General features: G+C 37.2%; 19 protein-coding genes and 1 other annotated feature. Of the genes, 17 read left to right on the forward strand and 2 right to left on the reverse strand.

Annotation, left to right across the window (positions count from 1 at the left end; genetic code table 11):
* Positions 1–49: 49 nt before the first annotated feature.
* The 7 genes from BR77_RS11680 (at position 50) to BR77_RS11710 (ending at position 5,330) form a co-directional block, all read left to right on the forward strand.
* Positions 50–967 carry an alpha/beta hydrolase gene (locus BR77_RS11680; RefSeq protein ID WP_015077793.1) on the forward strand — a complete coding sequence of 306 codons (918 nt, stop codon included), beginning with the start codon at positions 50–52 and terminating at the stop codon, positions 965–967.
* A 299-nt stretch (positions 968–1,266) separates the two neighbouring features.
* Entirely contained in the window at positions 1,267–1,692 is a 426-nt protein-coding gene (gene rplK, locus BR77_RS11685) for a 50S ribosomal protein L11 (RefSeq protein WP_015077792.1), read from the forward strand.
* Positions 1,693–1,796: 104 nt separating this feature from the next.
* Positions 1,797–2,486 carry a 50S ribosomal protein L1 gene (gene rplA / locus BR77_RS11690; protein WP_010052018.1) on the forward strand — a complete coding sequence of 230 codons (690 nt, stop codon included), beginning with the start codon at positions 1,797–1,799 and terminating at the stop codon, positions 2,484–2,486.
* A 44-nt stretch (positions 2,487–2,530) separates the two neighbouring features.
* Positions 2,531–2,661, forward strand: a sequence feature (ribosomal protein L10 leader region).
* 216 nt (positions 2,662–2,877) lie between these two features.
* The gene (rplJ, locus tag BR77_RS11695; protein WP_010052019.1) at positions 2,878–3,381 is read left to right on the forward strand and encodes a 50S ribosomal protein L10; all 504 of its coding nucleotides are present in this window, start codon (positions 2,878–2,880) and stop codon (positions 3,379–3,381) included.
* A 74-nt stretch (positions 3,382–3,455) separates the two neighbouring features.
* Positions 3,456–3,821, forward strand: a complete 366-nt coding sequence (rplL, locus tag BR77_RS11700) for a 50S ribosomal protein L7/L12 (RefSeq protein ID WP_010052021.1) — start codon at positions 3,456–3,458, stop codon at positions 3,819–3,821.
* Between the two features lie 203 nt (positions 3,822–4,024).
* The gene (locus BR77_RS11705) at positions 4,025–4,327 is read left to right on the forward strand and encodes a hypothetical protein (protein ID WP_010052022.1); all 303 of its coding nucleotides are present in this window, start codon (positions 4,025–4,027) and stop codon (positions 4,325–4,327) included.
* A gap of 67 nt (positions 4,328–4,394) precedes the next feature.
* The gene (locus BR77_RS11710; RefSeq protein ID WP_015077790.1) at positions 4,395–5,330 is read left to right on the forward strand and encodes a LacI family DNA-binding transcriptional regulator; all 936 of its coding nucleotides are present in this window, start codon (positions 4,395–4,397) and stop codon (positions 5,328–5,330) included.
* 49 nt (positions 5,331–5,379) lie between these two features.
* Here BR77_RS11710 and BR77_RS11715 read toward each other — a convergent pair whose 3' ends face one another.
* On the reverse strand, positions 5,380–5,745 hold the full coding sequence (locus BR77_RS11715) for a winged helix-turn-helix transcriptional regulator (protein WP_010052024.1): 366 nt from the start codon (positions 5,743–5,745) through the stop codon (positions 5,380–5,382).
* Between the two features lie 145 nt (positions 5,746–5,890).
* Between BR77_RS11715 and BR77_RS11720 the strand changes: the two genes are divergently transcribed.
* From BR77_RS11720 to BR77_RS11740, 5 genes are all read left to right on the forward strand, one after another.
* Positions 5,891–6,733: an aldo/keto reductase gene (locus BR77_RS11720; protein WP_035065114.1), complete on the forward strand. Its 843-nt coding sequence runs from the start codon at positions 5,891–5,893 to the stop codon at positions 6,731–6,733.
* Between the two features lie 68 nt (positions 6,734–6,801).
* Positions 6,802–7,596 (forward strand): SDR family NAD(P)-dependent oxidoreductase, encoded by a 795-nt coding sequence (locus tag BR77_RS11725; RefSeq protein WP_015077788.1) that lies wholly within the window; start codon positions 6,802–6,804, stop codon positions 7,594–7,596.
* 176 nt (positions 7,597–7,772) lie between these two features.
* A complete protein-coding gene (locus BR77_RS11730) occupies positions 7,773–10,121 on the forward strand; it encodes an ATP-dependent DNA helicase (protein WP_015077787.1) in 2,349 nt (782 codons plus the stop codon).
* Positions 10,122–10,213: 92 nt separating this feature from the next.
* Complete coding sequence (locus BR77_RS11735) at positions 10,214–10,825, forward strand: class I SAM-dependent methyltransferase (RefSeq protein WP_015077786.1); 612 nt, start codon at positions 10,214–10,216, stop codon at positions 10,823–10,825.
* A 147-nt stretch (positions 10,826–10,972) separates the two neighbouring features.
* On the forward strand, positions 10,973–11,680 hold the full coding sequence (locus BR77_RS11740; protein ID WP_035065117.1) for a DUF969 domain-containing protein: 708 nt from the start codon (positions 10,973–10,975) through the stop codon (positions 11,678–11,680).
* Between the two features lie 247 nt (positions 11,681–11,927).
* Here BR77_RS11740 and BR77_RS11745 read toward each other — a convergent pair whose 3' ends face one another.
* Complete coding sequence (locus tag BR77_RS11745; RefSeq protein ID WP_015075518.1) at positions 11,928–13,247, reverse strand: IS1380-like element IS1678 family transposase; 1,320 nt, start codon at positions 13,245–13,247, stop codon at positions 11,928–11,930.
* A gap of 158 nt (positions 13,248–13,405) precedes the next feature.
* On the opposite strand from BR77_RS11745, the gene BR77_RS11750 reads away from it, so the two are divergent.
* From BR77_RS11750 to rpoC, 5 genes are all read left to right on the forward strand, one after another.
* The gene (locus BR77_RS11750) at positions 13,406–14,299 is read left to right on the forward strand and encodes a DUF979 domain-containing protein (protein ID WP_051926717.1); all 894 of its coding nucleotides are present in this window, start codon (positions 13,406–13,408) and stop codon (positions 14,297–14,299) included.
* A gap of 62 nt (positions 14,300–14,361) precedes the next feature.
* Positions 14,362–15,009, forward strand: coding sequence for a pyroglutamyl-peptidase I (gene pcp, locus BR77_RS11755; protein WP_015077781.1), 648 nt, complete (start codon positions 14,362–14,364; stop codon positions 15,007–15,009).
* Positions 15,009–15,464 (forward strand): gamma-glutamylcyclotransferase family protein, encoded by a 456-nt coding sequence (locus BR77_RS11760; RefSeq protein ID WP_015077780.1) that lies wholly within the window; start codon positions 15,009–15,011, stop codon positions 15,462–15,464. The genes pcp and BR77_RS11760 overlap by 1 nt, the downstream gene beginning before the upstream one ends.
* Positions 15,465–15,816: 352 nt before the next feature.
* On the forward strand, positions 15,817–19,398 hold the full coding sequence (gene rpoB / locus BR77_RS11765; RefSeq protein WP_119906970.1) for a DNA-directed RNA polymerase subunit beta: 3,582 nt from the start codon (positions 15,817–15,819) through the stop codon (positions 19,396–19,398).
* 137 nt (positions 19,399–19,535) lie between these two features.
* On the forward strand, positions 19,536–23,183 hold the full coding sequence (gene rpoC / locus BR77_RS11770; RefSeq protein WP_035065124.1) for a DNA-directed RNA polymerase subunit beta': 3,648 nt from the start codon (positions 19,536–19,538) through the stop codon (positions 23,181–23,183).
* The last annotated feature ends 13 nt before the right edge of the window (positions 23,184–23,196 follow it).

Genomic DNA, 23,196 nt, shown 5'->3' on the forward strand with positions numbered 1-23,196 from the left:
TTATGCTCACGTCTCTTTTTTCTATATATTTCGTATAGGAGGGAAGTTGATGAAAAAAATAGTTCTTAGTCTCGTGGGATTGATTCTTTTAGTCGTCTTAATCGGCGGTGCTTACTTTTGGTTCAGTCCACCAAAAAATCAGCCGACACTACCAGCTAAAAAAAGTATAGTAGAAAAAGACACCGCAAGCTCTGCAGATTCTGCTAGTCCATCGGCTGAATCTGAGCCAATGTTGAATGTTCCAACTATTTTTGTTCATGGTTACAGTGGTGGAAAAGGTTCTTTTGGAGGGATGATTAAACGATTTAGTCAAGATAAGGAAGGTACCCCATCTCTTGTTGCAACGATTGATCCTGATGCAAGCATTCATTATGAAGGGGAGTATGATTCCAAGGCTAAAAACCCCTTGATTCAAGTACTGTTTAGCGACAATAAAAGCACTGAAGAAAACCAAAGTTGGTGGTTACAGGAGCTCTTTCAATCATTGAAAACCAATTACGGTATCGAAACGCTAAATGCTGTTGGTCATTCTATGGGTGGCGTTAGTTTGACAAATTATATAACTAAATTTGGGCAGGATGTAAGTTACCCTAGCCTGGATAAGCTTGTTTTGATTGGAGCGCCAATCAATGGATTAGAAATTGGGGCAGATGGTGTAACAGATTTTGATTTGACAGACGAAGGTCCTTTAATGGCAACAGAGCGGTATCAGAATTTCATGAACTTACGTGATAATCTACCAGTTGATTTAGCTGTGTTGTCTATTGCTGGAGATAAGGAAGATGGTACAAAAAGTGATGGGTCGGTATCGGTGGCTAGTGCCTTATCAGCTCGATTTATATTTGAAGGGAAGGTCGCGGATTATCGTGAAATGACCTTTACGGGTTTAAAAGCTGCTCATAGTTTATTGCATGAAAATCAAGCAGTTGACCAAGCTGTGACCCAATTTTTATGGAAAGAGGACTAAAACTGATTCAGTTTTGAAATGGAATACTCAAAGTGAAAAAGAAATCGTGCGTTAACATGATTCCTTATAAAGTAGAGCCGTTCAAAAGATGGTAGCTAGTAATTAAAATGAGGATGACCATCTATTCAATTGCCAAGAGTGTATAGTAGATGGTTATTTTTTGTTTTTGGAAAAAAGATTGCAAAGTTAAATAGAATCTGCTATATTGTTTAGGTACGTTTTAACGTATGTAAGAAAGTGGGAGGGGAAATATTAACCCCATTAACCACATCACGGACTCAATCAAGGAGGTATGTCTCGTGGCTAAAAAAGTTGTTAAGTTAGTTAAATTGCAAATCCCTGCAGGTAAAGCAAATCCAGCTCCACCGGTAGGCCCTGCATTAGGTCAAGCACAAGTAAATATCATGGGATTCTGTAAAGAATTTAATGCACGTACTGCTGACCAAGCTGGACTAATTATTCCAGTAGTAATCTCTGTATATGAAGATCGTTCATTTACATTTATTACAAAAACACCACCTGCTGCTGTTTTACTTAAAAAAGCTGCTGGTATTGAATCTGGTTCTGGTGAACCAAATACTAAAAAAGTTGCGACAGTTAAACGCGATAAAGTTAGAGATATCGCTGAAACAAAAATGCCCGACTTAAACGCTGCATCTGTTGAATCTGCAATGCGTATGGTCGAAGGTACTGCACGAAGCATGGGTATCACAATCGAGGACTAATCTTCAACCAGGCTTCTCAGTATCGCTCATAGACTAATAAATTAGATATGAGGATTAAGTGGGAGGTAAAACCGTTATAACCACAATCAAGGAGGAAAAAGAACATGGCTAAAAAAAGCAAACAATATCAAACTGCTGCGAAGCAAGTTGATGTTACAAAAGCTTATTCAGTAGAAGAAGCAGTTGCTTTAGTAAAATCAATTGATTTTGCTAAATTTGATGCAACAGTAGAAGTCGCTTATAGACTTGGTGTTGACCCTAAGAAAGCTGACCAACAAATTCGTGGTGCAGTTGTTCTTCCAAACGGAACAGGTAAAACTCAACGTGTATTAGTATTCGCTAAAGGCGATAAAGCTAAAGAAGCAGAAGCTGCAGGCGCAGATTACGTAGGTGAATCTGATCTTGTACAAAAAATCAGTGGTGGATGGTTCGATTTCGACGTTATCGTTGCTACACCTGACATGATGGCAGAAGTTGGTCGTCTTGGACGTGTGTTAGGACCTAAAGGTTTAATGCCTAACCCTAAAACTGGTACTGTAACTATGGATGTTACTAAAGCTATTAACGAAATCAAAGCAGGTAAAGTAACTTACCGCGTTGATAAAGCTGGTAACGTACAAGCTCCAATCGGTAAAGTATCATTTGATGATGCTAAATTAGTAGAAAACTTTAAAACAATCAACGATACAATGTTGAAAGTTAAACCGTCTTCTGCTAAAGGACAATACATCAAAAATATTACAGTTACAACAACTTTTGGTCCTGGCGTAAAAGTTGACCAAGGTTCATTTTAATTAAAAAATAGCTTGACCTAAATGATTGTACTTGGTACAATCATTTAGGTTAATAAATATTACCGAAGACAGTAGGTGGCGTAAGCCTTAAAATACCTGCCGAGGATGAATATATGTGAAAGCATACAACTATCCCTCTATGTCTAAGGTGACATGGGGCTTTTTGCTTTGAATCATTATGATTGGCTCGCTTTGCGAGACAGAATAGATGATGAAAAGCACAAGACGAATGAAATGAGAGTTGTCCCCTTGTTAAATCTTGTAAGAAGATTGAGTATAGAGCTACACTTGTTGTAAGGAAATAAACAATCGACCTACACTTTATATAAAGGAACAATCTAATTTCTGAATCACGAGTTCCAGACAATCTACCAGGAGGTGAAATTCTAACATGAGTCAAGCAGCTATCGCTAAAAAACAAGCAATCGTTGAAGATGTAACAGTAAAATTTACTGATGCAGCATCAGTTGTTATCGTTGATTACCGTGGTTTAACAGTTGACCAAGTCACTGAGTTACGTAAACAATTACGTGAAGCAGGCGTTGAAATGAAAGTTATTAAAAACTCAATTTTAAGTCGCGCGGCTGAAGCAGCTAACCTACCAGGTTTAGGTGATGTTTTCAAAGGACCTACAGCAGTAGCGTTCAGTAATGAAGATGTTATCGCACCTGCAAAAATTATCAATGACTTCGCTGAAAAAGCAGAAGCTTTAGAAATTAAAGGTGGTATTATTGAAGGAAAAGTTTCTTCTAAAGAAGAAATCGAAGCACTTGCGAAACTACCAAATCGCGAAGGTTTACTTTCAATGCTATTATCAGTACTACAAGCTCCAGTCAGAAATACTGCTCTTATTATCAAAGCAGTTGCAGAACAAAAAGAAGAAGAAGTTGCTTAATTTTAAGCCCTTATTCTTACTTGCAAGTTAATCAAAAAACAAAAAAATATAACCACTAATGGAGGAACATAACAATGGCATTAAACATTGAACAAATCATTGCTGATTTGAAAGTATCAACAGTATTAGAATTAAACGATTTAGTAAAAGCAATCGAAGAAGAATTTGGCGTAACTGCTGCTGCTCCTGTAGCTGCTGCTGGCGCTGCTGGTCCTGCTGCTGAAGAGCAATCAGAATTCACAGTAGAATTAACTGCTGCTGGAGACCAAAAAATTAAAGTTATCAAAGTTGTTCGTGAAGCTACAGGCCTTGGCTTGAAAGAAGCTAAAGGACTAGTTGATGGCGCTCCTGCACCAATCAAAGAAGGCGTATCTAAAGATGACGCTGAAGCTCTTAAAACTCAATTAGAAGAAGTTGGAGCTTCTGTAACAGTTAAATAATTTTTTTAAAAGCTAGGAAGGCTTTGTTAAACAAGGCGGAATAGTTAATTAAATAAATTTAAAGAGGAGATTTTGGGAAACCAAAGTCTCCTCTTTTTTATGTAAAAAAATACATAGGAGAAACAGAAAAGATATCTCTTGACCTGGGAAGCATTTCATACTGTAAGATAAAATTAACAGAATGATATGTGAGGAGAGATAATATGAGAGGTATTATTGAAGTGATAGATAGTGAAGGGTTAAGATATTGTTACGTGGAGTTGAAATTAGTGGAAGATCAAATTCATATTCAACAGAAGTCGGTATTTGAACACGGTTATAGCTGCATCGTTAAATCGAATCAAATTAAAGAGATTAATTTAGGTGAAGAAGAAGGTGTCCGTAAAGTGACATTGACTCTTGAAAATCAATTGATTCATATTGTTGAGAATGGAAGTTTATTTATTCCGGTTATTGCAAATTTTATTTTAAAAGATTATTTTGTTCCAACTGGACAATTGGTTTAATTAAAACTTGGTTATGGTGTCCTCTTTGGTTATACTTAGAATAACCAAAGAAGTGGAAGGGCTGTGATTGAAGTTGAATATTAAAGATATCGCTAAGTTGTCTGGTTGTTCGGTTTCGACAGTCTCGCGTGTTTTAAATCAGCATCCTTATGTTTCAGAAGAGAAAAAAGAACGCATTTTAAAAGTTATTGCGGAACATGATTATGCTCCGAATAGCCAAGCGAGAGATCTGCAATCAGGGGAGTCGAAGACGATTGGTGTAATTGTTCCAGCGATTAGTCTTATTTATTTTGATCAGATTATTAATGGAATATTAGAAAATGCGTTTGAAAAAGGGTATATGGTGACATTGTTGCCAAGTAATTATGATAAAGCTAAAGAAAAATATTATTTCACTCAGCTGAAAAATAAACGCTTTGACGGTATTATTGTGACATCTAGAGTTCATGAAATGGCTGAAATTGAAAAATTTACAAAATATGGGACGATTGTTTGTTGTGAAGATACAGGGGATTATCTTGTGTCCGGTGTTTATGTGGATCGATTAGCAGCTTATAATCAAGTTTTTGCTGAATTAAAGGCGCAAGGAAAAAATAAAATAGCGTTAACTTTAGGTCGTAGCCAGCTGATCAGTAACAGTGCCAGATTAACTTTTGAGGCATATCAAAAAAACTTTGGTCCGTTAAACCCAGATTATTTAGTTGATAATTGTTACGATGGTCCGGGTGGGATTATAGCGGGCGACTATTTTAGTCAACTGAAAGATGTTCCAGAAGTAGTTTTTACAAACAATGATGAGACGGCAGTGGCGATTTTTCAAGTATTCCAACGAAAAGGGCTTACAGTTCAAGTGATTGGGCAATCGAATATGTATGTAAGTGAAGCGATGGGGATTTCTACTATCGATTTACAATTATCAGAAATAGGTCGCCTAGCATTTGATTTAGTTTGTACAAAAGAGTATCAAAAAATTTGCTTAAAATCAGAATATATTAAACGATAAAATAAATTCCTATCGACCAGATTCTTTCTAGTCGATAGGAATTTTAAATTTAAGTTAATTCAGTATTTTCCAACACAATGTCTTCTTGGTAAAGAGAGACGCGTTGTTCAATGTGTTTCTCACCCCATAGACAAAGTAATTCTAAAACAGGTGCTAGTGATTGACCGTAGCTACTTAAAGAGTACTCAACTTTAGGTGGGACTTGTTCGTAAACGATTCGGGTTACGACACCATCTGCTTCTAATTCACGTAATTGTTGTGTGAGCATTTTTTGGGTTATAGACGGCATTAATCGTTTTAATTCAGAAGTCCGTTTGGTTCCATGTTTCAAATGACATAAGATAATTGGCTTCCATTTCCCGCCAATCACATCAATTGTTGCCTCAACACCGATATTGTACGTAATGGTTTTCATCTTCTTCACTCATTTCTTTAGTCTCTGTATAGGTACTTTTTGGTACCTATAGCACAATAAAGTACCTACTTCCTATTTGAAAGTGTTAGGTATATAGTAAACCTATACTAAAAAAAAGTAAATCATTTTCATGGAGGAATTTTAAATGAACATTAATTTTGAGAATCAAGTTACATTAAACAACGAGGTAAACATGCCGTGGATTGGCCTAGGTGTTTTTCGTGTAGAAGACCACGCAGAGTTGGTTGAGGCAATTAAAATAGCGATTGTTCAAGGCTATCGCAGTATTGATACAGCTAGTATCTATGGAAATGAAGAGGCAGTTGGTGAAGGGATTCGTCAAGGGATTGTAGCAGCAGGTATTTCTCGAAAAGAGCTATTTGTCACTTCGAAAGTCTGGACAGCTGATATGGGTTTTGAAGAAGTTGAAAAAGCTTATCAAGTCAGTTTGGATAAACTAGGCTTAGATTATTTAGATTTATATTTAATTCATTGGCCAGTATCAGGTAAATTTATTCCGACTTGGAAAAAAATGGAAGAACTTTATCAAGATGGAAAAATTCGGAGTATTGGTGTCAGCAATTTCCAAATTCACCATTTAGAAGAATTATTTGCAGAAACATCAATTAAACCTGTGATTAATCAAGTCGAGTACCATCCTAAATTAACACAGTTGGAGTTGCAAAATTACTTGAAGCAACATAATATTCAAATGGAAGCATGGTCGCCGCTGATGAATGGTGAAATTTTAACGAATCCGGTTATTTTAGCAATTGCAGAAAGACACGGGAAAACGGCTGCTCAAGTAATTCTACGTTGGGATTTACAAAATGGAGTGATCACTATTCCTAAGTCAACAAATGAACAGCGTTTAGCACAAAATAAAGATATAGTTGATTTTAATTTATCTGAAAAAGACATGCAACAAATTCAACAATTAAATGAAAATCATCGAATTGGGCCAGATCCTGATAATTTTGATTTTTAATCAGAATAAATCAATGGGAATCTACTGGAATAAAAATAGATAGTCTGAATAATAATGGAGGAAACCAAATGGATATGTATTTACAAGGACAAACAGCATTAGTTACAGGCTCTACAAAAGGAATTGGCAAAGCAATTGCATTTGAACTTGCTAAAGAAGGTGTTGATGTCATTGTTAATGGTCGAAGTACAGGGACGGTTAATGAAGTTGTTGCGGAAATAAAAACGGCGTATCCAATGACGAATCCATCTGCTGCGCCATTCGACATCACGACTCAAGAGGGTACAAAACAGATGACGGATGCTTTTCCAAAAGTGGATATTTTAGTTAATAATTTAGGGATTTTTACCAATTCTGATTATTTTCAGTTAACTGATGCAGATTGGCAACATTATTTTGATGTAAATGTTTTAAGCGGCAATCGTTTAGCAAGCTATTATTTACCTCAGATGCTAGAGCGTGATGCGGGGCGCATTTTGTTTATTGCTAGTGAAGTAGCTGTGATGCCAGATGCAGAAATGCCGCAATATAGTATGTCGAAGACGATGCAACTGTCGCTGTCTAAAACATTGGCAAAGTTGACCCAAGGCAGTAAAGTTACTGTGAATACAGTGATGCCTGGTTCGACAATGACTGAAGGAGTTGTTGAGATGCTGGAAAATTGGTTTCCTGGCGGCAATGAAACATTGGTTGAAAAAGGCCAACGTTTTATGAAAGAAAATCGACCTAACTCTTTAATTCAGAAATTTATTGCACCAGAAGAAATTGGACGGATGGTAGTTTTTGTAAGTAGTCCGATGGCTAGTGCTATCAATGGAGCAGCTTTGCGAGTAGATGGCGGTTTGGTTCCGACATTATATTAAATAAGCAGTAGGAAAAGACTAAGGAGAAAAATCTTTAGTCTTTTTTTTGTAAAATAGATTTTGTCTAAGATTTAATCAAAGTAATCTGACTGTCCTAGTGCCTTGAAATTTTTATATCTTTATGGGAATGTATGTTCTATAATGGAGTCAGAGTATTTTGAAAAGGGGTGTGAACTATGGTGAAAGAAAAAATTGCTGTGCGTCAATTAGTTAGTTTTATTTTGCGCAAAGGTAGCATTGATCAACGTTTTACCAGTTCCGCCCATACGGCTATTGAAGGTACGCGTATTCATAAAAAAATCCAAAAAGCTGCTGGTGAAAACTATCAAGCAGAGGTTGTTTTAAAAACGAAAAGGATGTTAAATCAGAAAGAATATACTATTGAAGGGCGACTTGATGGAATTGTTCGTGAAGAAAATCAACCAGTCTTGATTGATGAAATAAAAACCTCGGAAACACCATTTGATTTATTGAATGAAGCTGAACAAGCCTTACATTGGGGACAATTAAAATGCTACGGCTATTTACTTTGTCAGGAGGAAGATCTAGATGAGGTTTGTTTACAGTTAAGTTATTTCCAAACGCTAACTGAAGAACTGACAAAAACGCAAGAAGTTTGGACTAGAAAAGAGTTAATCCATTTTTTTGATGATCTTTTAAAAAAGTATGAAGACTGGATTATTTTTAAAGATAATTGGACAAAACTACGGGACCAATCCATTAAAGAGTTAGAGTTTCCCTATGGCAGCTATCGTAACGGACAACGAGAGTTAGCTGTAGCAGTTTACAAAACAATTTTGACTGAACAAGAGCTTTTTTGTGAAGCACCGACTGGTATTGGGAAAACAATGTCAACGCTGTTTCCAAGTATTAAAGCAATTGGTGAGGGAAAAGCAGAAAAATTATTTTATTTAACAGCCAAAACAATTACACGTCAAGTAGCAGAAGATGCTGTCTCTGAAATGGAACGAAAGGGTCTGCAGTTAAAAAGTGTCACGTTAACAGCTAAGGATAAAATTTGTTTTTTAGATGAGCGAATTTGTAACCCGGATCATTGTATTTATGCTAGAGGTTACTATGACCGTTTAAATGAAGCGATGTTTGATCTGTTAACAAAAGAAAATCAATTAACTCGTGATGTGATTGAAACTTACGCGCGTAAATACACTATTTGTCCTTTTGAGTTATCTTTAGATGTTAGTTTATGGTGCGATACAATTATTTGTGATTATAATTATTTATTTGATCCAGTCGTTTATCTAAGACGTTTTTTTACAGAAGAAAAAAATGATTATGTGTTTTTAATTGATGAGGTGCATAATTTAGTTGAGCGTTCAAAATCGATGTTTTCAGCTAGTTTGAGTCGTAGCAAGATCCACCAACTGAAAAAGGCATTACAGAATCAAGATGAAGATAAAAAACTTTTAAGAGCAGTTAACCGACTAGATAAAGATTTAGCTGCCTTTAAGAAAAATTGTGAGGGACGTGAATTCTTAATTCAAACTGAACCTGCAGATACTTTTTTAAATCACGTATGGAAATTTACAGAAGCAGCGAAAATTTGGTTACCATTAAATATGCAATCTGAAGTACAAGGGGAATTGTTAGCTGTTTATTTTGAAGCCTTAACCTATTTGAAAATTTCTGAACTCTATGACGAACGATACGTTACTTATATTCAGGTCAAAGGTTTCGAAGTCACGATTAAACAGTTGTGCTTAAATCCTTCTTATTTACTAAACCAAACTTTAAAAATGGGGAAAGCCTCTATTTTATTTTCGGCTACATTATCGCCAATGTCTTATTTTTCACAGATTTTAGGAGGTGAAAAGGAAGCTTTGTGTTACCAATTGCCTTCACCATTTGCTCCTGAAAAACAATTGCTGTTAGTATCAGATTATGTCGATACGAAATATCAAAATCGGGATTCGAGTATTGAACCGATTATTGATAGTTTAGCGGCATTGATAGAAGGAAAAAATGGGAATTATCTTTTCTTCTTTCCTTCTTATCACTATTTAGATCAAGTATATACACAGTTTTCAATAAAATATCCTAAATTTAAGACTATTATTCAAGAGTCTATGATGGATGAAAGCGAGCGAGAACTTTTTTTAGCGAGTTTTCAAGATAACCCATCCGAGAGTTTGGCTGGGTTTTGTGTGTTAGGTGGAATTTTTTCTGAAGGAATTGATTTAAAAGGTGAACGTTTAATTGGCGTAGCAATCATAGGTGTGGGTTTGGTGCAATTAAATGTAGAGCAAGATTTAGTGAAAAAATACTACGACCATGAAAATGGTCAAGGATATCAATATGCCTATCAAATTCCAGGAATGAATAAGGTTTTGCAAGCAGCGGGGAGAGTCATAAGAGGTCGTAGTGACAAAGGTGTTGTGCTGTTACTAGATCAAAGGTTTCATTCAACTAGATATCAGATGCTGTTTCCAGAACATTGGAGCAATGCGAAACGAGTAACGAATACAAAAGAAGTTAGTACAGAATTAGAGCAATTCTGGCAAAAATAATTCAGTTGATTTAACAGATAAAGTAGGAAGTTGTGCTGAAAAAGTGTAGAATAGAAAAGAGTAAATGAAAAGGAAACGAGGAATAGCGCAAAATGGCAGATCACTATTATACAAATAAACCGTCCGCTGTCTCGAAAGAAGTAGCATGGACGTATACGCTAAAAGGTCATGAGTTTAAATTTGTTACAGATCAAGGGGTTTTTTCGAAAAAGACAGTTGATTTTGGTTCAAGATTGCTAATTGAAACGCTTGATTTGAAAGAATTAGTAGATGGTCCAATACTAGATGTTGGATGTGGGTACGGTCCAATGGGGTTGTCACTAGCTAAAGCAGATCCAGAACGACAAGTTGAAATGGTTGATGTCAACGAACGTGCCTTGGGTTTGGCAAAACAAAACGCGTCAAATAATCGGATTTCAACAGTCGATATTCATGTGTCTGATGTATATGATCAGGTGAAAGGCAAAGATTTTGCAGCGATTGTTAGTAATCCACCAATTCGGGCAGGAAAAGAAGTTGTTCATAGTATTTTGACCGGAGCGTATCATTATTTAAAAGTGGGTGGCAGCTTAACTGTTGTAATCCAAAAGAAACAAGGAGCGCCATCTGCAAAAGCGAAAATGGAAGAAACTTTTGGCAACGCTGAGATTATTGCTAAAGATAAAGGCTACTGGATTATTCAAAGTATTAAACAAGTAAATTAAAGAATAAAAAGTCGACACGAACTTTGAAAAAGTTTTTGTTGACTTTTTTTGTGGGTTAAATGAATAGATGCTATCATTAAAAAGTAATTAACATTGCTAGTTAGGTAGTGTATAATGAGGAAAATAAAAAAATAAGGGGAGAAAAAAGTGGAAATTATTAAATTGATTGGTATTTTAATTATTTTAGTTGGATTTATTTTTAAATTTGATACCATTGCTGTTGTTTTAGTTGCAGCATTGGCGACAGCTTTAGTTTCAGGGATTTCATTCACTGAGTTTTTGGCATTATTAGGAGAGGCATTTGTTTCAAATCGATTAGTTACTTTGTTTTTATTGACATTGCCAATGATTGGTTTGTCAGAACGGTTTGGGTTACGTCAGCAAGCCGTCGTGATTATTGAAAAAATTAAAAATTTAACACCGGGTAGATTCTTGACAATCTATATGATTATTCGAGAAATTGCAGGAACGCTTTCTATTCGTGTGCAAGGTCAGACGCAATTTATTCGTCCAATTGTAAATCCAATGGCTCAAGCAGCAGCAGTTAATAAATATGGTGACGTGAGTGAAGAAGATCAGGATAAAATAAAAGCTCGGGCAGCGGCAACAGAAAATTTCGGAAACTTTTTTGCCCAAAATACGTTTATTGCAGCGGCGGGAGTATTGCTTATTCAGACGACATTTGATTCATTAGGATATGAAGTTTCGAATGTTTCGATTGCATTAGCATCAGTTCCTGTTGCGTTGATTATGTTAGTAATGGTAGCAATTTATAATATGATTTTTGATAAAAAGATGGCTAAAAAATATGGCGTAAATGTCGGCGCAGCCTCTAAAGAAAAGGGGGAGCGTTAGAATATGGAAAATTTTGCAAGTACTATTTTAGAATTCTTTTATATCCTGAATAATTCATAGCTTTAATTCTTTGGTACATTTTATTGAAATATGTATCACTAATATCCCTATCAACTGATTTTGACTAAAAAGTTACTTCAAACATTCACTGTTCAAAAATATTGAGGAATAAATTTTGGGTGTAAGGCATTTTGAGCATACTTCTCCCTGGATAACTTCCCAGTAAAAAAATCGTTAGATTGTTGGATTAGATCCATTGACTGGCTCGCCTCAGGCGAGCAAAGACCCTGTAGAATTCATTCTGATACACATGATAACTAGATAATTTGAGATAGACTCGTCTACCCGTTTGGACTAATTTCCCAGCAACTTTCAGAAACTTCAATCGAATAGAATGAATGGTCATTCCCTTTTGGACTTCCTCAAAGCCAATCGTTCTTAAGAAGTTGACTAAGTTGTAAGCTATCAAGCTGAGCATCATTCGGACATGATTCTCCAAAAAGCGAGGACTGTCTGTCTTGTCAAAGTAAAAGCCAGCTTTCGCTTCTTTAATGAAGTTCTCCATTGTGCCACGTTTGGCATAGAGAGAAAAGATGGTATCAGGAGAAACATTTTCTGATAGATTCGTCACGATAAACTCATGTCGAAAGAGTAGTTCGCCCGCTTCACGTGTTGAGCGTATACACACGCGACGACTTTGTGACCAGGATTGTGCTTGATAAGTGGTGGAGAAGTACTGAACTTCTCGTTCTTCCCACTTTTGATTATCGCCATAAAGTACTGATTTCTCAGCTATTTGACCTAGTCTACGATTATTCTTCAGTCGAATAACATAATGACTCTTTTTTGATTCACACGAATCATACACACCAGGTGTAGCGAACCCGCTGTCTCCACGAACCAAGATGTCAGTGTTTGGTAGAGAGTGATTATAGTGCTCTAATAAAGGTGTGAGAAACTCCTTTACGCCTTTTGATGTATATTGATTTCCTGAACGTAGTTCAGCTTTTAAGAAGTCACCAGTCAATCCGTCAAAAGCTACCAATGGATGATAACCATAGGTTTGGTAGTGGGTATTATAATCCGTTTGTTCTTGGTGACCAAATGTATCTGAATGGGTCGAATCTAAATCAATGATTAATTCCGTATCATTACGGATGAGGCGTGCTTTATCAATAAGTTCTTGGTTCAAAGCTTGAAGTTCATGGATATTCTCCTCAGATAGTCGATCTAAAAATCGAGAAAGTGAAGATTGAGAAGCGAGTTCTTTCCTATCTAAAACAGCTTTAAACACAGGATCTTGTCTCAGGAGATTAGCTGCAGAATCAGCTGAGTAACCAGCAATTAATTGCATAATGAACTGCTCAAGTATGGATAAGTTGTCATGAGTAAAATATGCTCGTTCGTCTTCAATGTGAATGTGTTGCTTAGCCAGTTCAGAAAAACCGAAGGTGTTCATCAGCTCTTTCACTAGGACGAGACCCGAATCACTCGATAATTGACCACCTGTATGAGAAATAGTGATATTTGAATTGAATTTTACTTGGTTTTTGTGTAAGCTAGTCATTAGAAGAACTCCTTTCTTTTGGTTGGTTTAGTCACTTTAACCATAGCAGAAAGGGGTTCTTTTTTCATCACTTAACGGGTGAAGATGAAAAAGTAATTGTAAGCTGCCGTGAGGCAGTTTCACATGGTTTTAATTAAAAGTATGAATTATTCAGGTATATATTAATTGGTTTAATCTTAATTATGACAGCTGTTCGAGCTTTCCGTGATCAAACAAATCCGGCTCGTATAGGCACAGCTGCTTTTTGGCTGTTATTAGGAGTTGTTTTCGGAGCTGGAAACTATATTCCATTTATAGTTGATGGCATCATTATTTTGTTAATGGGTGTGTTAACTCTATTTAAACAAGTTAGGTTAGGAAAAGTGGCAGATTTAAATGAAAAAGAATCTGAGCAGGCGGCAGGAAAACTAGGGAATCTTGTGTTTGTTCCCTGTTTAGTTCTAGCGTTAGTGGCAGTTATTGTGGCTCAGACAGCTCCATTTGGTCCTTTATCTGGACAAATTGGAATTGGAATTGCAGCAGTCATCTCTTTAGTTGTTGCAATGTTTATTACTAAAGCAAAACCTAAAGTTGTTTTAGATGATACAGATCGTATGATTCAACAAGTTGGAACGACAGGGATTTTGCCACAATTATTAGCAGCGTTAGGCGTAATCTTCAATGCAGCTGGTGTGGGAACGGTGATTTCAAACGGTATTTCTGGATTTGTTCCAGAGGGTAATCGTTTAATTGGTGTTATTGCTTACTGTTTAGGTATGATGATCTTTACAATGATTATGGGGAATGGTTTTGCAGCCTTTACAGTTATTACAGCAGGAATTGGTGTACCATTTGTTATTGCTCAAGGAGCGGATCCAGTCATTGCAGGGGCTTTAGCGATGACAGCAGGTTTCTGTGGAACATTATTAACACCGATGGCGGCTAATTTCAATGCTTTGCCAGTGGCTTTGCTAGAAATCAAAGATCAAAATGCTGTTATAAAAGCTCAAGCTCCATTAGCTATAATTATGTTAGTGGTTCATGTCGTTTTAATGTATTTCTGGGCGTTTTAGTGTTAAAATTTAAATTAAAATCTTGAATCAATAGAATGAACTACAGAAGGGAAGAATACGAAATGAAAATTTTAGTTACAGGTTTTGATCCATTTGGTGGCGAACCAATTAACCCTGCTCTAGAAGCTGTTAAAGGGTTAGCGCCAGTTATTAATGGTGCAGAAGTCATTCAATTAGAAATTCCGACTGTTTTTGGAAAAGCAGCAGAAGTCGTTAAAAAAGCAATTGAAGAACACCAACCAGATGTTGTCCTAAATATCGGGCAAGCAGGTGGACGTTTTACTGTCTCGCCAGAACGAGTTGCAATTAATATTGATGATGCTAGAATTGCGGACAATGAAGGCAATCAACCCGTTGATGAAGTCATTCAAGCAGATGGAGCACCGGCTTACTTTACTCAATTACCAATTAAAGCAATGGTAACAGCGATTAAAGAAGCAGGAATTCCAGGCAGTGTTTCAAATACAGCGGGGACATTTGTTTGTAACCATATTATGTATCAAGTTCAATACTTGATTGAAAAAGAATACCCTAATCTTAAAGGTGGCTTTATTCACGTGCCTTTTATTCCAGCACAAGTTTTAGATAAAGCGAATCAACCTTATATGAGTTTGCCAGATATTACTAAGGGACTGACCGCAGCAATTTCAGCGATTGTCGAATATGATGGAAAAGCGGACTTAAAAGCCGTTGGAGGTGCCATTCACTAATGCAAGAAGAACAACCACGTCCACTGTTTACTTATGGAAGTTTAATGGAGGGGCTTTTTAACTATCAGCTATATTTAGCTGGAAAAGTCATGGGCAAACCAAGGAGAGCCAGAATTAAAGGGGAGCTATATCATTTAACGGAAAAAGGTTATCCGGCTTTATTAGTGGGAGATGACTGGGTATATGGGGAAGTGTTTGAATTATGTGATTTTCATCCAACGCTAAAAGAATTAGATACACTAGAAAATTATTATGGTTCTAACCATCCAGAAAATGAATATGAACGGAAAGTTGTAACGGTTTGGCTATACAATGAACAAACTCAACTATTTGATGAAAAACTCGAAGTGTATTGTTATCCTTATCGTATAGATAATGATGCTTCATTTGCTCAACATAGTCTTTATTTACCAGAGGGTGATTGGCATAGCCAAGCCTTGCAAAAAAATAAATAGTAGTAGGGAAATTTCATCCTTTCAGAATCTTTCTGAAGGATGAAATTTTTTTAATTTGTAGCTCAATATCAACTATTGACAGTTAGGCGAATTACAGGTATACTATTTTAATGCGAATACTGTACTCAGTAGCATGAAATTCGTCCTGAAATATTGTCCAGAGCGAGTTTTTAAAGGAAGAAACAAAAGAAAATGTGAATTTTAAGTTTAAAATGTCACGGATCTTTTGGTTTTTTTTTGCCAAAAAATAGCAAAAAAAGAGTTTTGTTAACGAATTTTAACATTCGTAACTCATTTGTAATATTTCGTTTTTGGCGATTGTTGCTTAGTATATGTAAATATGTTTTGAGGGGTGAATAGGTTGGCAGGCCACTTAGTAAATTACGGTAAACACCGCACACGAAGAAGTTTTGCACGAATCAGCGAGGTTTTAGAACTTCCAAACTTAATTGAAATACAGACTGATTCCTACCAATGGTTCCTAGATGAAGGATTGCGTGAAATGTTTAAAGACATCTCTCCAATCGCAGATTTCGCTGGAAACCTATCATTAGAATTTGTTGATTATCAGTTGTACAGCCCAAAATACACTGTTGAAGAAGCTAGAAGTCATGACGCAAATTACTCTGCACCATTGCATGTGAAGTTACGTCTGCAAAATAGAGAAACAGGCGAAGTAAAAGACCAAGAAGTATTCTTTGGTGATTTCCCACTGATGACAGATATGGGAACGTTCATTATCAATGGAGCTGAACGTGTTATCGTTTCTCAATTAGTTCGTTCACCAGGGGTTTATTTCCATGGTAAAGTCGACAAAAACGGGAAACAAGGATTTGGTTCGACAGTTATTCCTAACCGTGGCGCATGGTTAGAATATGAAACAGATGCAAAAGATTTATCGTATGTTCGTATTGACCGTACGCGTAAAATTCCTTTATCTGTTTTAGTTCGTGCTTTAGGATTTGGATCAGATGATCAAATTCTAGAAATCTTCGGTGACAATGAAAGCCTACGTTTAACCTTAGAAAAAGACCTACACAAAAATGCCAATGATTCACGTGTTGAAGAAGCCTTGAAAGATGTTTACGAGCGTCTACGTCCAGGTGAGCCTAAAACAGCAGATAGTTCAAGAAGTCTGTTAAATGCTCGTTTCTTTGATCCAAAACGTTATGATTTAGCCAATGTTGGTCGTTATAAAGTCAACAAAAAATTAAATCTAAAAACACGTCTATTTAACCAAACTTTAGCAGAAACATTAATTGATCCTGAAACAGGAGAAATTATTGCTGAAAAAGGTACGTTATTAGATCGTGATATGATCAATAAATTAAGTCCATTTATCGATGCTGGAATTAATAGTGTAACACTTTATCCATCTGATGAAGGGGTTGTTCCAGAGCCTTTCACAATTCAAGTGGTACAAGTTGTTTCACCAAAAGATCCAGATCGCATCGTTAATGTAATTGGAAATGGTGATGTTTCAACAGATATTAAAAACGTAACGCCTGCTGACATCATTTCATCAATGAGTTACTTCTTTAACTTACAAGAAGGAATCGGCAACGTAGATGATATCGATCATTTAGGTAATCGTCGTATTCGTTCAGTTGGAGAATTACTACAAAATCAATTCCGTATTGGTTTATCTCGTATGGAACGTGTGGTTCGTGAACGTATGTCTATTCAAGATGTAGCAACTGTAACGCCACAACAATTGATTAATATTCGTCCTGTTGTAGCAGCAATCAAAGAGTTCTTTGGTTCTTCACAACTGTCTCAGTTCATGGATCAAACCAACCCGCTTGGTGAATTGACGCATAAACGTCGTCTTTCAGCCTTAGGACCTGGTGGATTAACACGTGACCGTGCTGGATATGAAGTACGAGATGTACATTATTCCCATTATGGCCGTATGTGTCCAATTGAAACACCTGAGGGTCCGAATATCGGACTGATTAACAGCCTATCTAGTTATGCAAAAATTAATAAATTTGGTTTCATTGAAACGCCTTATCGTCGTGTTGATCGCGAAACAGGTAAAGTAACGAAACACATCGATTACTTGACTGCTGATGAGGAAGATCATTATGTTGTAGCGCAAGCAAACTCAGTCTTATTAGAAGATGGTAGCTTTGAAAGTGATATTGTAATGGCTCGTTTTATCTCTGAAAACTTAGAAGTACCAATTAGCCGTGTCGATTATATGGATGTTTCTCCTAAACAGGTAGTTGCAGTTGCGACTTCATGTATTCCTTTCTTGGAAAACGATGATAGTAACCGTGCCCTAATGGGAGCCAACATGCAACGTCAAGCTGTACCTTTGATTCACCCACAAGCTCCACTTGTTGGAACAGGGATGGAATATATCTCAGCTCATGATTCAGGTGCTGCATTAATTTGTCGCAATCCTGGAGTAGTTGAATATGTTGATGCGAAAGAAATTCGTATTCGTCAAGATAATGGTGCGTTAGATAAATATTCAATCACTAAATTCCGTCGTTCAAATGCCGGGACTTGTTACAACCAACGCCCAATCGTAGCTTTAGGTGACCGTGTTGACGCTAGCGAAATTCTAGCAGATGGTTCTTCAATGGAAAATGGCGAGATGGCTCTAGGCCAAAACGTCTTAGTAGCCTTCATGACTTGGGAAGGGTATAACTATGAAGATGCGATCATCATGAGTGAGCGCCTAGTTAAAGATGACGTGTACACTTCTGTCCATATTGAAGAATATGAATCGGAAGCACGTGATACAAAATTAGGACCTGAAGAAATTACCCGTGAAATTCCAAACGTCGGAGACGATGCTTTGAAAGACTTAGACGAATTCGGAATTATCCGAATTGGTGCTGAAGTACGCGATGGCGATTTATTAGTTGGTAAAGTTACACCTAAGGGAGTGACAGAATTATCAGCTGAGGAACGTTTACTACACGCAATCTTTGGTGAAAAAGCACGTGAAGTTCGTGATACATCACTTCGTGTACCACATGGTGGCGGCGGAATTGTTCATGATGTTAAGATCTTTACACGTGAAGCAGGAGATGAATTATCTCCAGGTGTAAACATGTTAGTTCGTGTTTATATCGTGCAAAAACGTAAAATCAATGAAGGGGATAAAATGGCGGGACGTCACGGAAATAAAGGGGTCGTTTCACGCATTATGCCTGAAGAAGACATGCCTTATTTACCAGACGGCACACCAGTTGATATCATGTTAAACCCACTTGGGGTACCTTCACGGATGAATATTGGACAAGTACTTGAATTACACATCGGAATGGCTGCTCGTCAGCTAGGCATTCACATTGCAACACCAGTCTTTGATGGAGCAAGTGAAGAAGATGTATGGGCAACTGTTCAAGAAGCTGGTATGGCCAATGATGCAAAAACTATTTTGTATGATGGACGTTCAGGAGAACCATTTGATAACCGTATTTCAGTTGGAATTATGTATATGATTAAATTAGCCCACATGGTTGATGATAAGTTACATGCTCGTTCAACTGGACCTTACTCACTAGTTACACAACAACCATTGGGTGGTAAAGCTCAATTTGGTGGACAACGTTTCGGAGAGATGGAAGTTTGGGCACTGGAAGCGTATGGGGCAGCTTATACCTTGCAAGAAATCTTAACTTACAAATCAGATGACGTTGTTGGTCGTGTGAAAACTTATGAAGCAATCGTTAAGGGTGAAAAAATTCCTAAACCAGGAGTTCCTGAATCCTTCCGCGTATTAGTTAAAGAGTTACAGGCCTTAGGATTGGATATGAAAGTATTGGATGCTAATGATGAAGAAATCGAGTTACGTGATTTAGATGATGATGATGATGTTGTCAACATTGATGCTTTAAGCAAATATGCTGAAGAGCAAGAAAAAATCCGTGCTGAAGCAGCTGAAAAAGAAAGACTAGCAAACGAAGAAAACTAAGCAAGATTGATTGCACCAAGTAGACTTTAATTTGCATGTGGACGAGAGTTTACTAACAAATTAAAGTCACCCGCTTGGTTGATAAATATTCGAGCAGATAGGGCAGCTCAACTAATAATTAAAGGGAGGTAGGCCCCTTGATAGACGTTAATAATTTTGAAAATATGCAAATTGGTTTAGCATCACCAGACAAGATCCGTAGCTGGTCTTATGGGGAAGTAAAAAAACCAGAAACCATTAACTACCGCACACTAAAACCAGAACGTGATGGCTTGTTCTGTGAACGCATTTTCGGACCTTCAAAAGATTGGGAATGTGCGTGTGGTAAATACAAACGAATCCGTTATAAAGGGATTGTCTGTGATCGTTGTGGCGTTGAAGTTACACGTTCAAAAGTTCGTCGTGAACGCATGGGACATATCGAATTAGCAGCACCAGTTTCTCATATCTGGTACTTTAAAGGAATTCCAAGCCGTATGGGACTTGTTTTAGACATGAGTCCACGTGCGTTAGAAGAAATCATTTATTTTGCTTCATATGTTGTTATCGAACCCGGTGACACACCATTAGAGAAGAAACAGTTATTAACTGAAAGAGAATATCGCGAAAAACGTATGCAATATGGTCAAGGTTTCCAAGCAGCAATGGGAGCTGAAGCGATTAAACAATTACTTTTAGATGTTCAACTTGAAAAAGAAGTTGCTGAATTAAAAGAAGAATTGAAATCTGCTCAAGGTCAAAAACGTACGCGCGCAATTCGTCGCCTAGATATTTTAGAAGCGTTCCGTAATTCTGGAAATGACCCTAGCTGGATGGTTATGGATGTTGTTCCAATTATTCCTCCTGATTTGCGCCCAATGGTTCAATTAGAAGGTGGACGTTTTGCAACAAGTGATTTGAATGATTTATATCGTCGTGTAATTAACCGTAATAATCGTTTGAAACGTTTATTAGATTTAAATGCACCAAACATTATCGTTCAAAATGAAAAACGTATGCTTCAAGAAGCGGTAGATGCTTTGATTGATAATGGTCGTCGTGGCCGTCCAGTAACTGGACCAGGTAACCGTCCATTAAAATCTCTTTCACATATGTTGAAAGGGAAACAAGGTCGTTTCCGTCAAAACTTACTTGGTAAACGTGTCGATTATTCTGGTCGTTCCGTTATCGTTGTAGGACCAAATTTAAAAATGTACCAATGTGGTTTACCAAAAGAAATGGCTATCGAACTATTCAAACCTTTCGTTATGAAAGAGTTGGTAGAACGTGAACTAGCTAATAACATTAAAAATGCAAAACGTAAAATTGATCGTCAAGACGAAGCAATTTGGGATGTCTTAGAAGATGTTATTCGTGAGCATCCAGTTCTATTGAACCGGGCGCCTACATTACACAGACTTGGTATCCAAGCATTTGAACCGATATTAGTTGATGGTCGTGCAATTCGTTTGCATCCACTTGTTTGTGAAGCTTACAATGCCGATTTCGATGGAGATCAAATGGCGGTTCACGTACCATTAAGTGATGAAGCGCAAGCAGAAGCACGTATGTTAATGTTAGCTGCTCAAAACATTTTGAATCCTAAAGATGGTAAACCAGTAGTAACTCCTTCTCAAGATATGGTATTAGGTAACTATTACCTAACTATGGAAGAAGAGGGACGCGAAGGTGAAGGAATGGTCTTCAAAGACTTGACTGAAGCCATTACAGCTTACCAAAGTGGTTATGTGCATATGCATTCAAGAATTGGTGTTCAAACAGATAATATTTATCGTGAGTCAAATCACCCAATTGAAAAACCATTCTCTGATTGGCAAAAAGAACGAATTTTAATTACCACAGTTGGGAAATTATTATTCAATGAAATCATGCCGCCAGAGTTCCCATATTTAAATGAGCCGACAAACTTTAACTTAGAAGATTCAACACCTGACAAGTATTTTGTTGAAGCTGGAACAGATATTCCTGCTCATATTAAAAAACAAGACTTAATCTTGCCATTTAAAAAGAAAAACTTAGGAAATATCATTGCCGAAGTCTTCAAGAAATTCCATATTACTGAAACCTCTAAAATGTTAGATAGAATGAAAGATTTAGGTTACAAACATTCTACTCGTGCAGGGATTACAGTAGGGATTGCGGATATCGTTGTTTTACACGAAAAACAAGAAGTCTTAGATGATGCTCATAATCAAGTTGATAACGTAACGAAACAATTCAGACGTGGTTTAATCACTGATGAAGAGCGTTATGAACGTGTTATTGCGATTTGGAATAAAGCGAAAGATCCCATTCAGATCAAACTGATGGAAAGTCTAGATGCTAAAAACCCAATCTTCATGATGAGTGACTCTGGTGCCCGTGGTAACATCTCCAACTTTACTCAGCTTGCTGGTATGCGTGGACTGATGGCGGCTCCGAATGGTCAAATCATGGAATTACCAATCACTTCGAACTTCCGTGAAGGATTATCTGTCTTAGAAATGTTTATCTCTACCCATGGAGCTCGTAAAGGTATGACCGATACAGCCCTTAAGACTGCCGATTCAGGTTACTTGACTCGTCGTCTGGTTGATGTGGCACAAGATGTTATCATTCGTGAAACAGATTGTGGAACTGACCGTGGTTTAGATATTGCAGCAATTAAAGAAGGTAATGAAGTTATCGAGCCATTGGAAGAACGTTTACTTGGCCGTTATATTCGTAAGACTGTCTTCCATCCGGAAACAGGCAAGAAAATCATTACTGAAAATAATATTATTACTGAAGATATCGCTAAAGAAATTATCGATGCTGGTATCGAAAAAGTTACAATCCGCTCAGTCTTTACATGTAACACTAAACATGGTGTATGTAAACATTGTTATGGTCGTAACCTTGCAACAGGTTCTGAGGTTGAAGTTGGAGAAGCAGTTGGAACAATTGCCGCTCAATCAATCGGTGAGCCAGGTACTCAGTTAACAATGCGTACCTTCCATACAGGTGGGGTTGCCGGAGATGATATTACTCAAGGTCTTCCTCGTATTCAAGAGATCTTTGAAGCGCGTAATCCAAAAGGGCAAGCTGTCATCACTGAAGTTACTGGTGAAGTCATTGTCATTGAAGAAAATGCTGCTGAACGTACGAAAGAAGTTACAATTAAAGGAGCAACAGATACTCGTAGTTACCCAGTTCCTTACACTGCTCGTCTTAAAGTAGTTGAAGGTGATTACATTCACCGTGGAGAAGCGTTAACTGAAGGTTCTATTGATCCTAAACAATTATTGCGTGTTCGTGACGTATTATCTGTTGAAAACTACCTATTGCGTGAAGTACAAAAAGTTTACCGTATGCAAGGGGTAGAAATCGGCGATAAACATATCGAAGTAATGGTTCGTCAAATGCTACGTAAGATTCGTGTTATGGACCCAGGTTCAACAGACATCTTACCAGGAACATTGATGGATATCAGTGAATTTACAGATAAAAACTTGAAGACCCTAGTAGCAGGCGATGTGCCAGCAACTGGACGTCCAGTCTTGCTAGGAATCACAAAAGCTTCATTAGAAACAAACAGTTTCTTATCAGCAGCTTCATTCCAAGAAACAACTCGTGTCTTAACGGATGCGGCAATTCGCGGAAAACGTGATCCATTACTAGGTCTGAAAGAAAATGTTATCATTGGTAAAATCATCCCTGCTGGTACCGGAATGGCGAAATATCGCAATATGGAACCAAAAAGCATTGGTGTAGTTAGTGAAAATGTTTATAGTATCAACGATACAGTTGACACTTCAGCTGAATAGATAACTAACACAA

Source organism: Carnobacterium maltaromaticum DSM 20342, from assembly GCF_000744945.1.
Lineage (GTDB): Bacteria > Bacillota > Bacilli > Lactobacillales > Carnobacteriaceae > Carnobacterium > Carnobacterium maltaromaticum.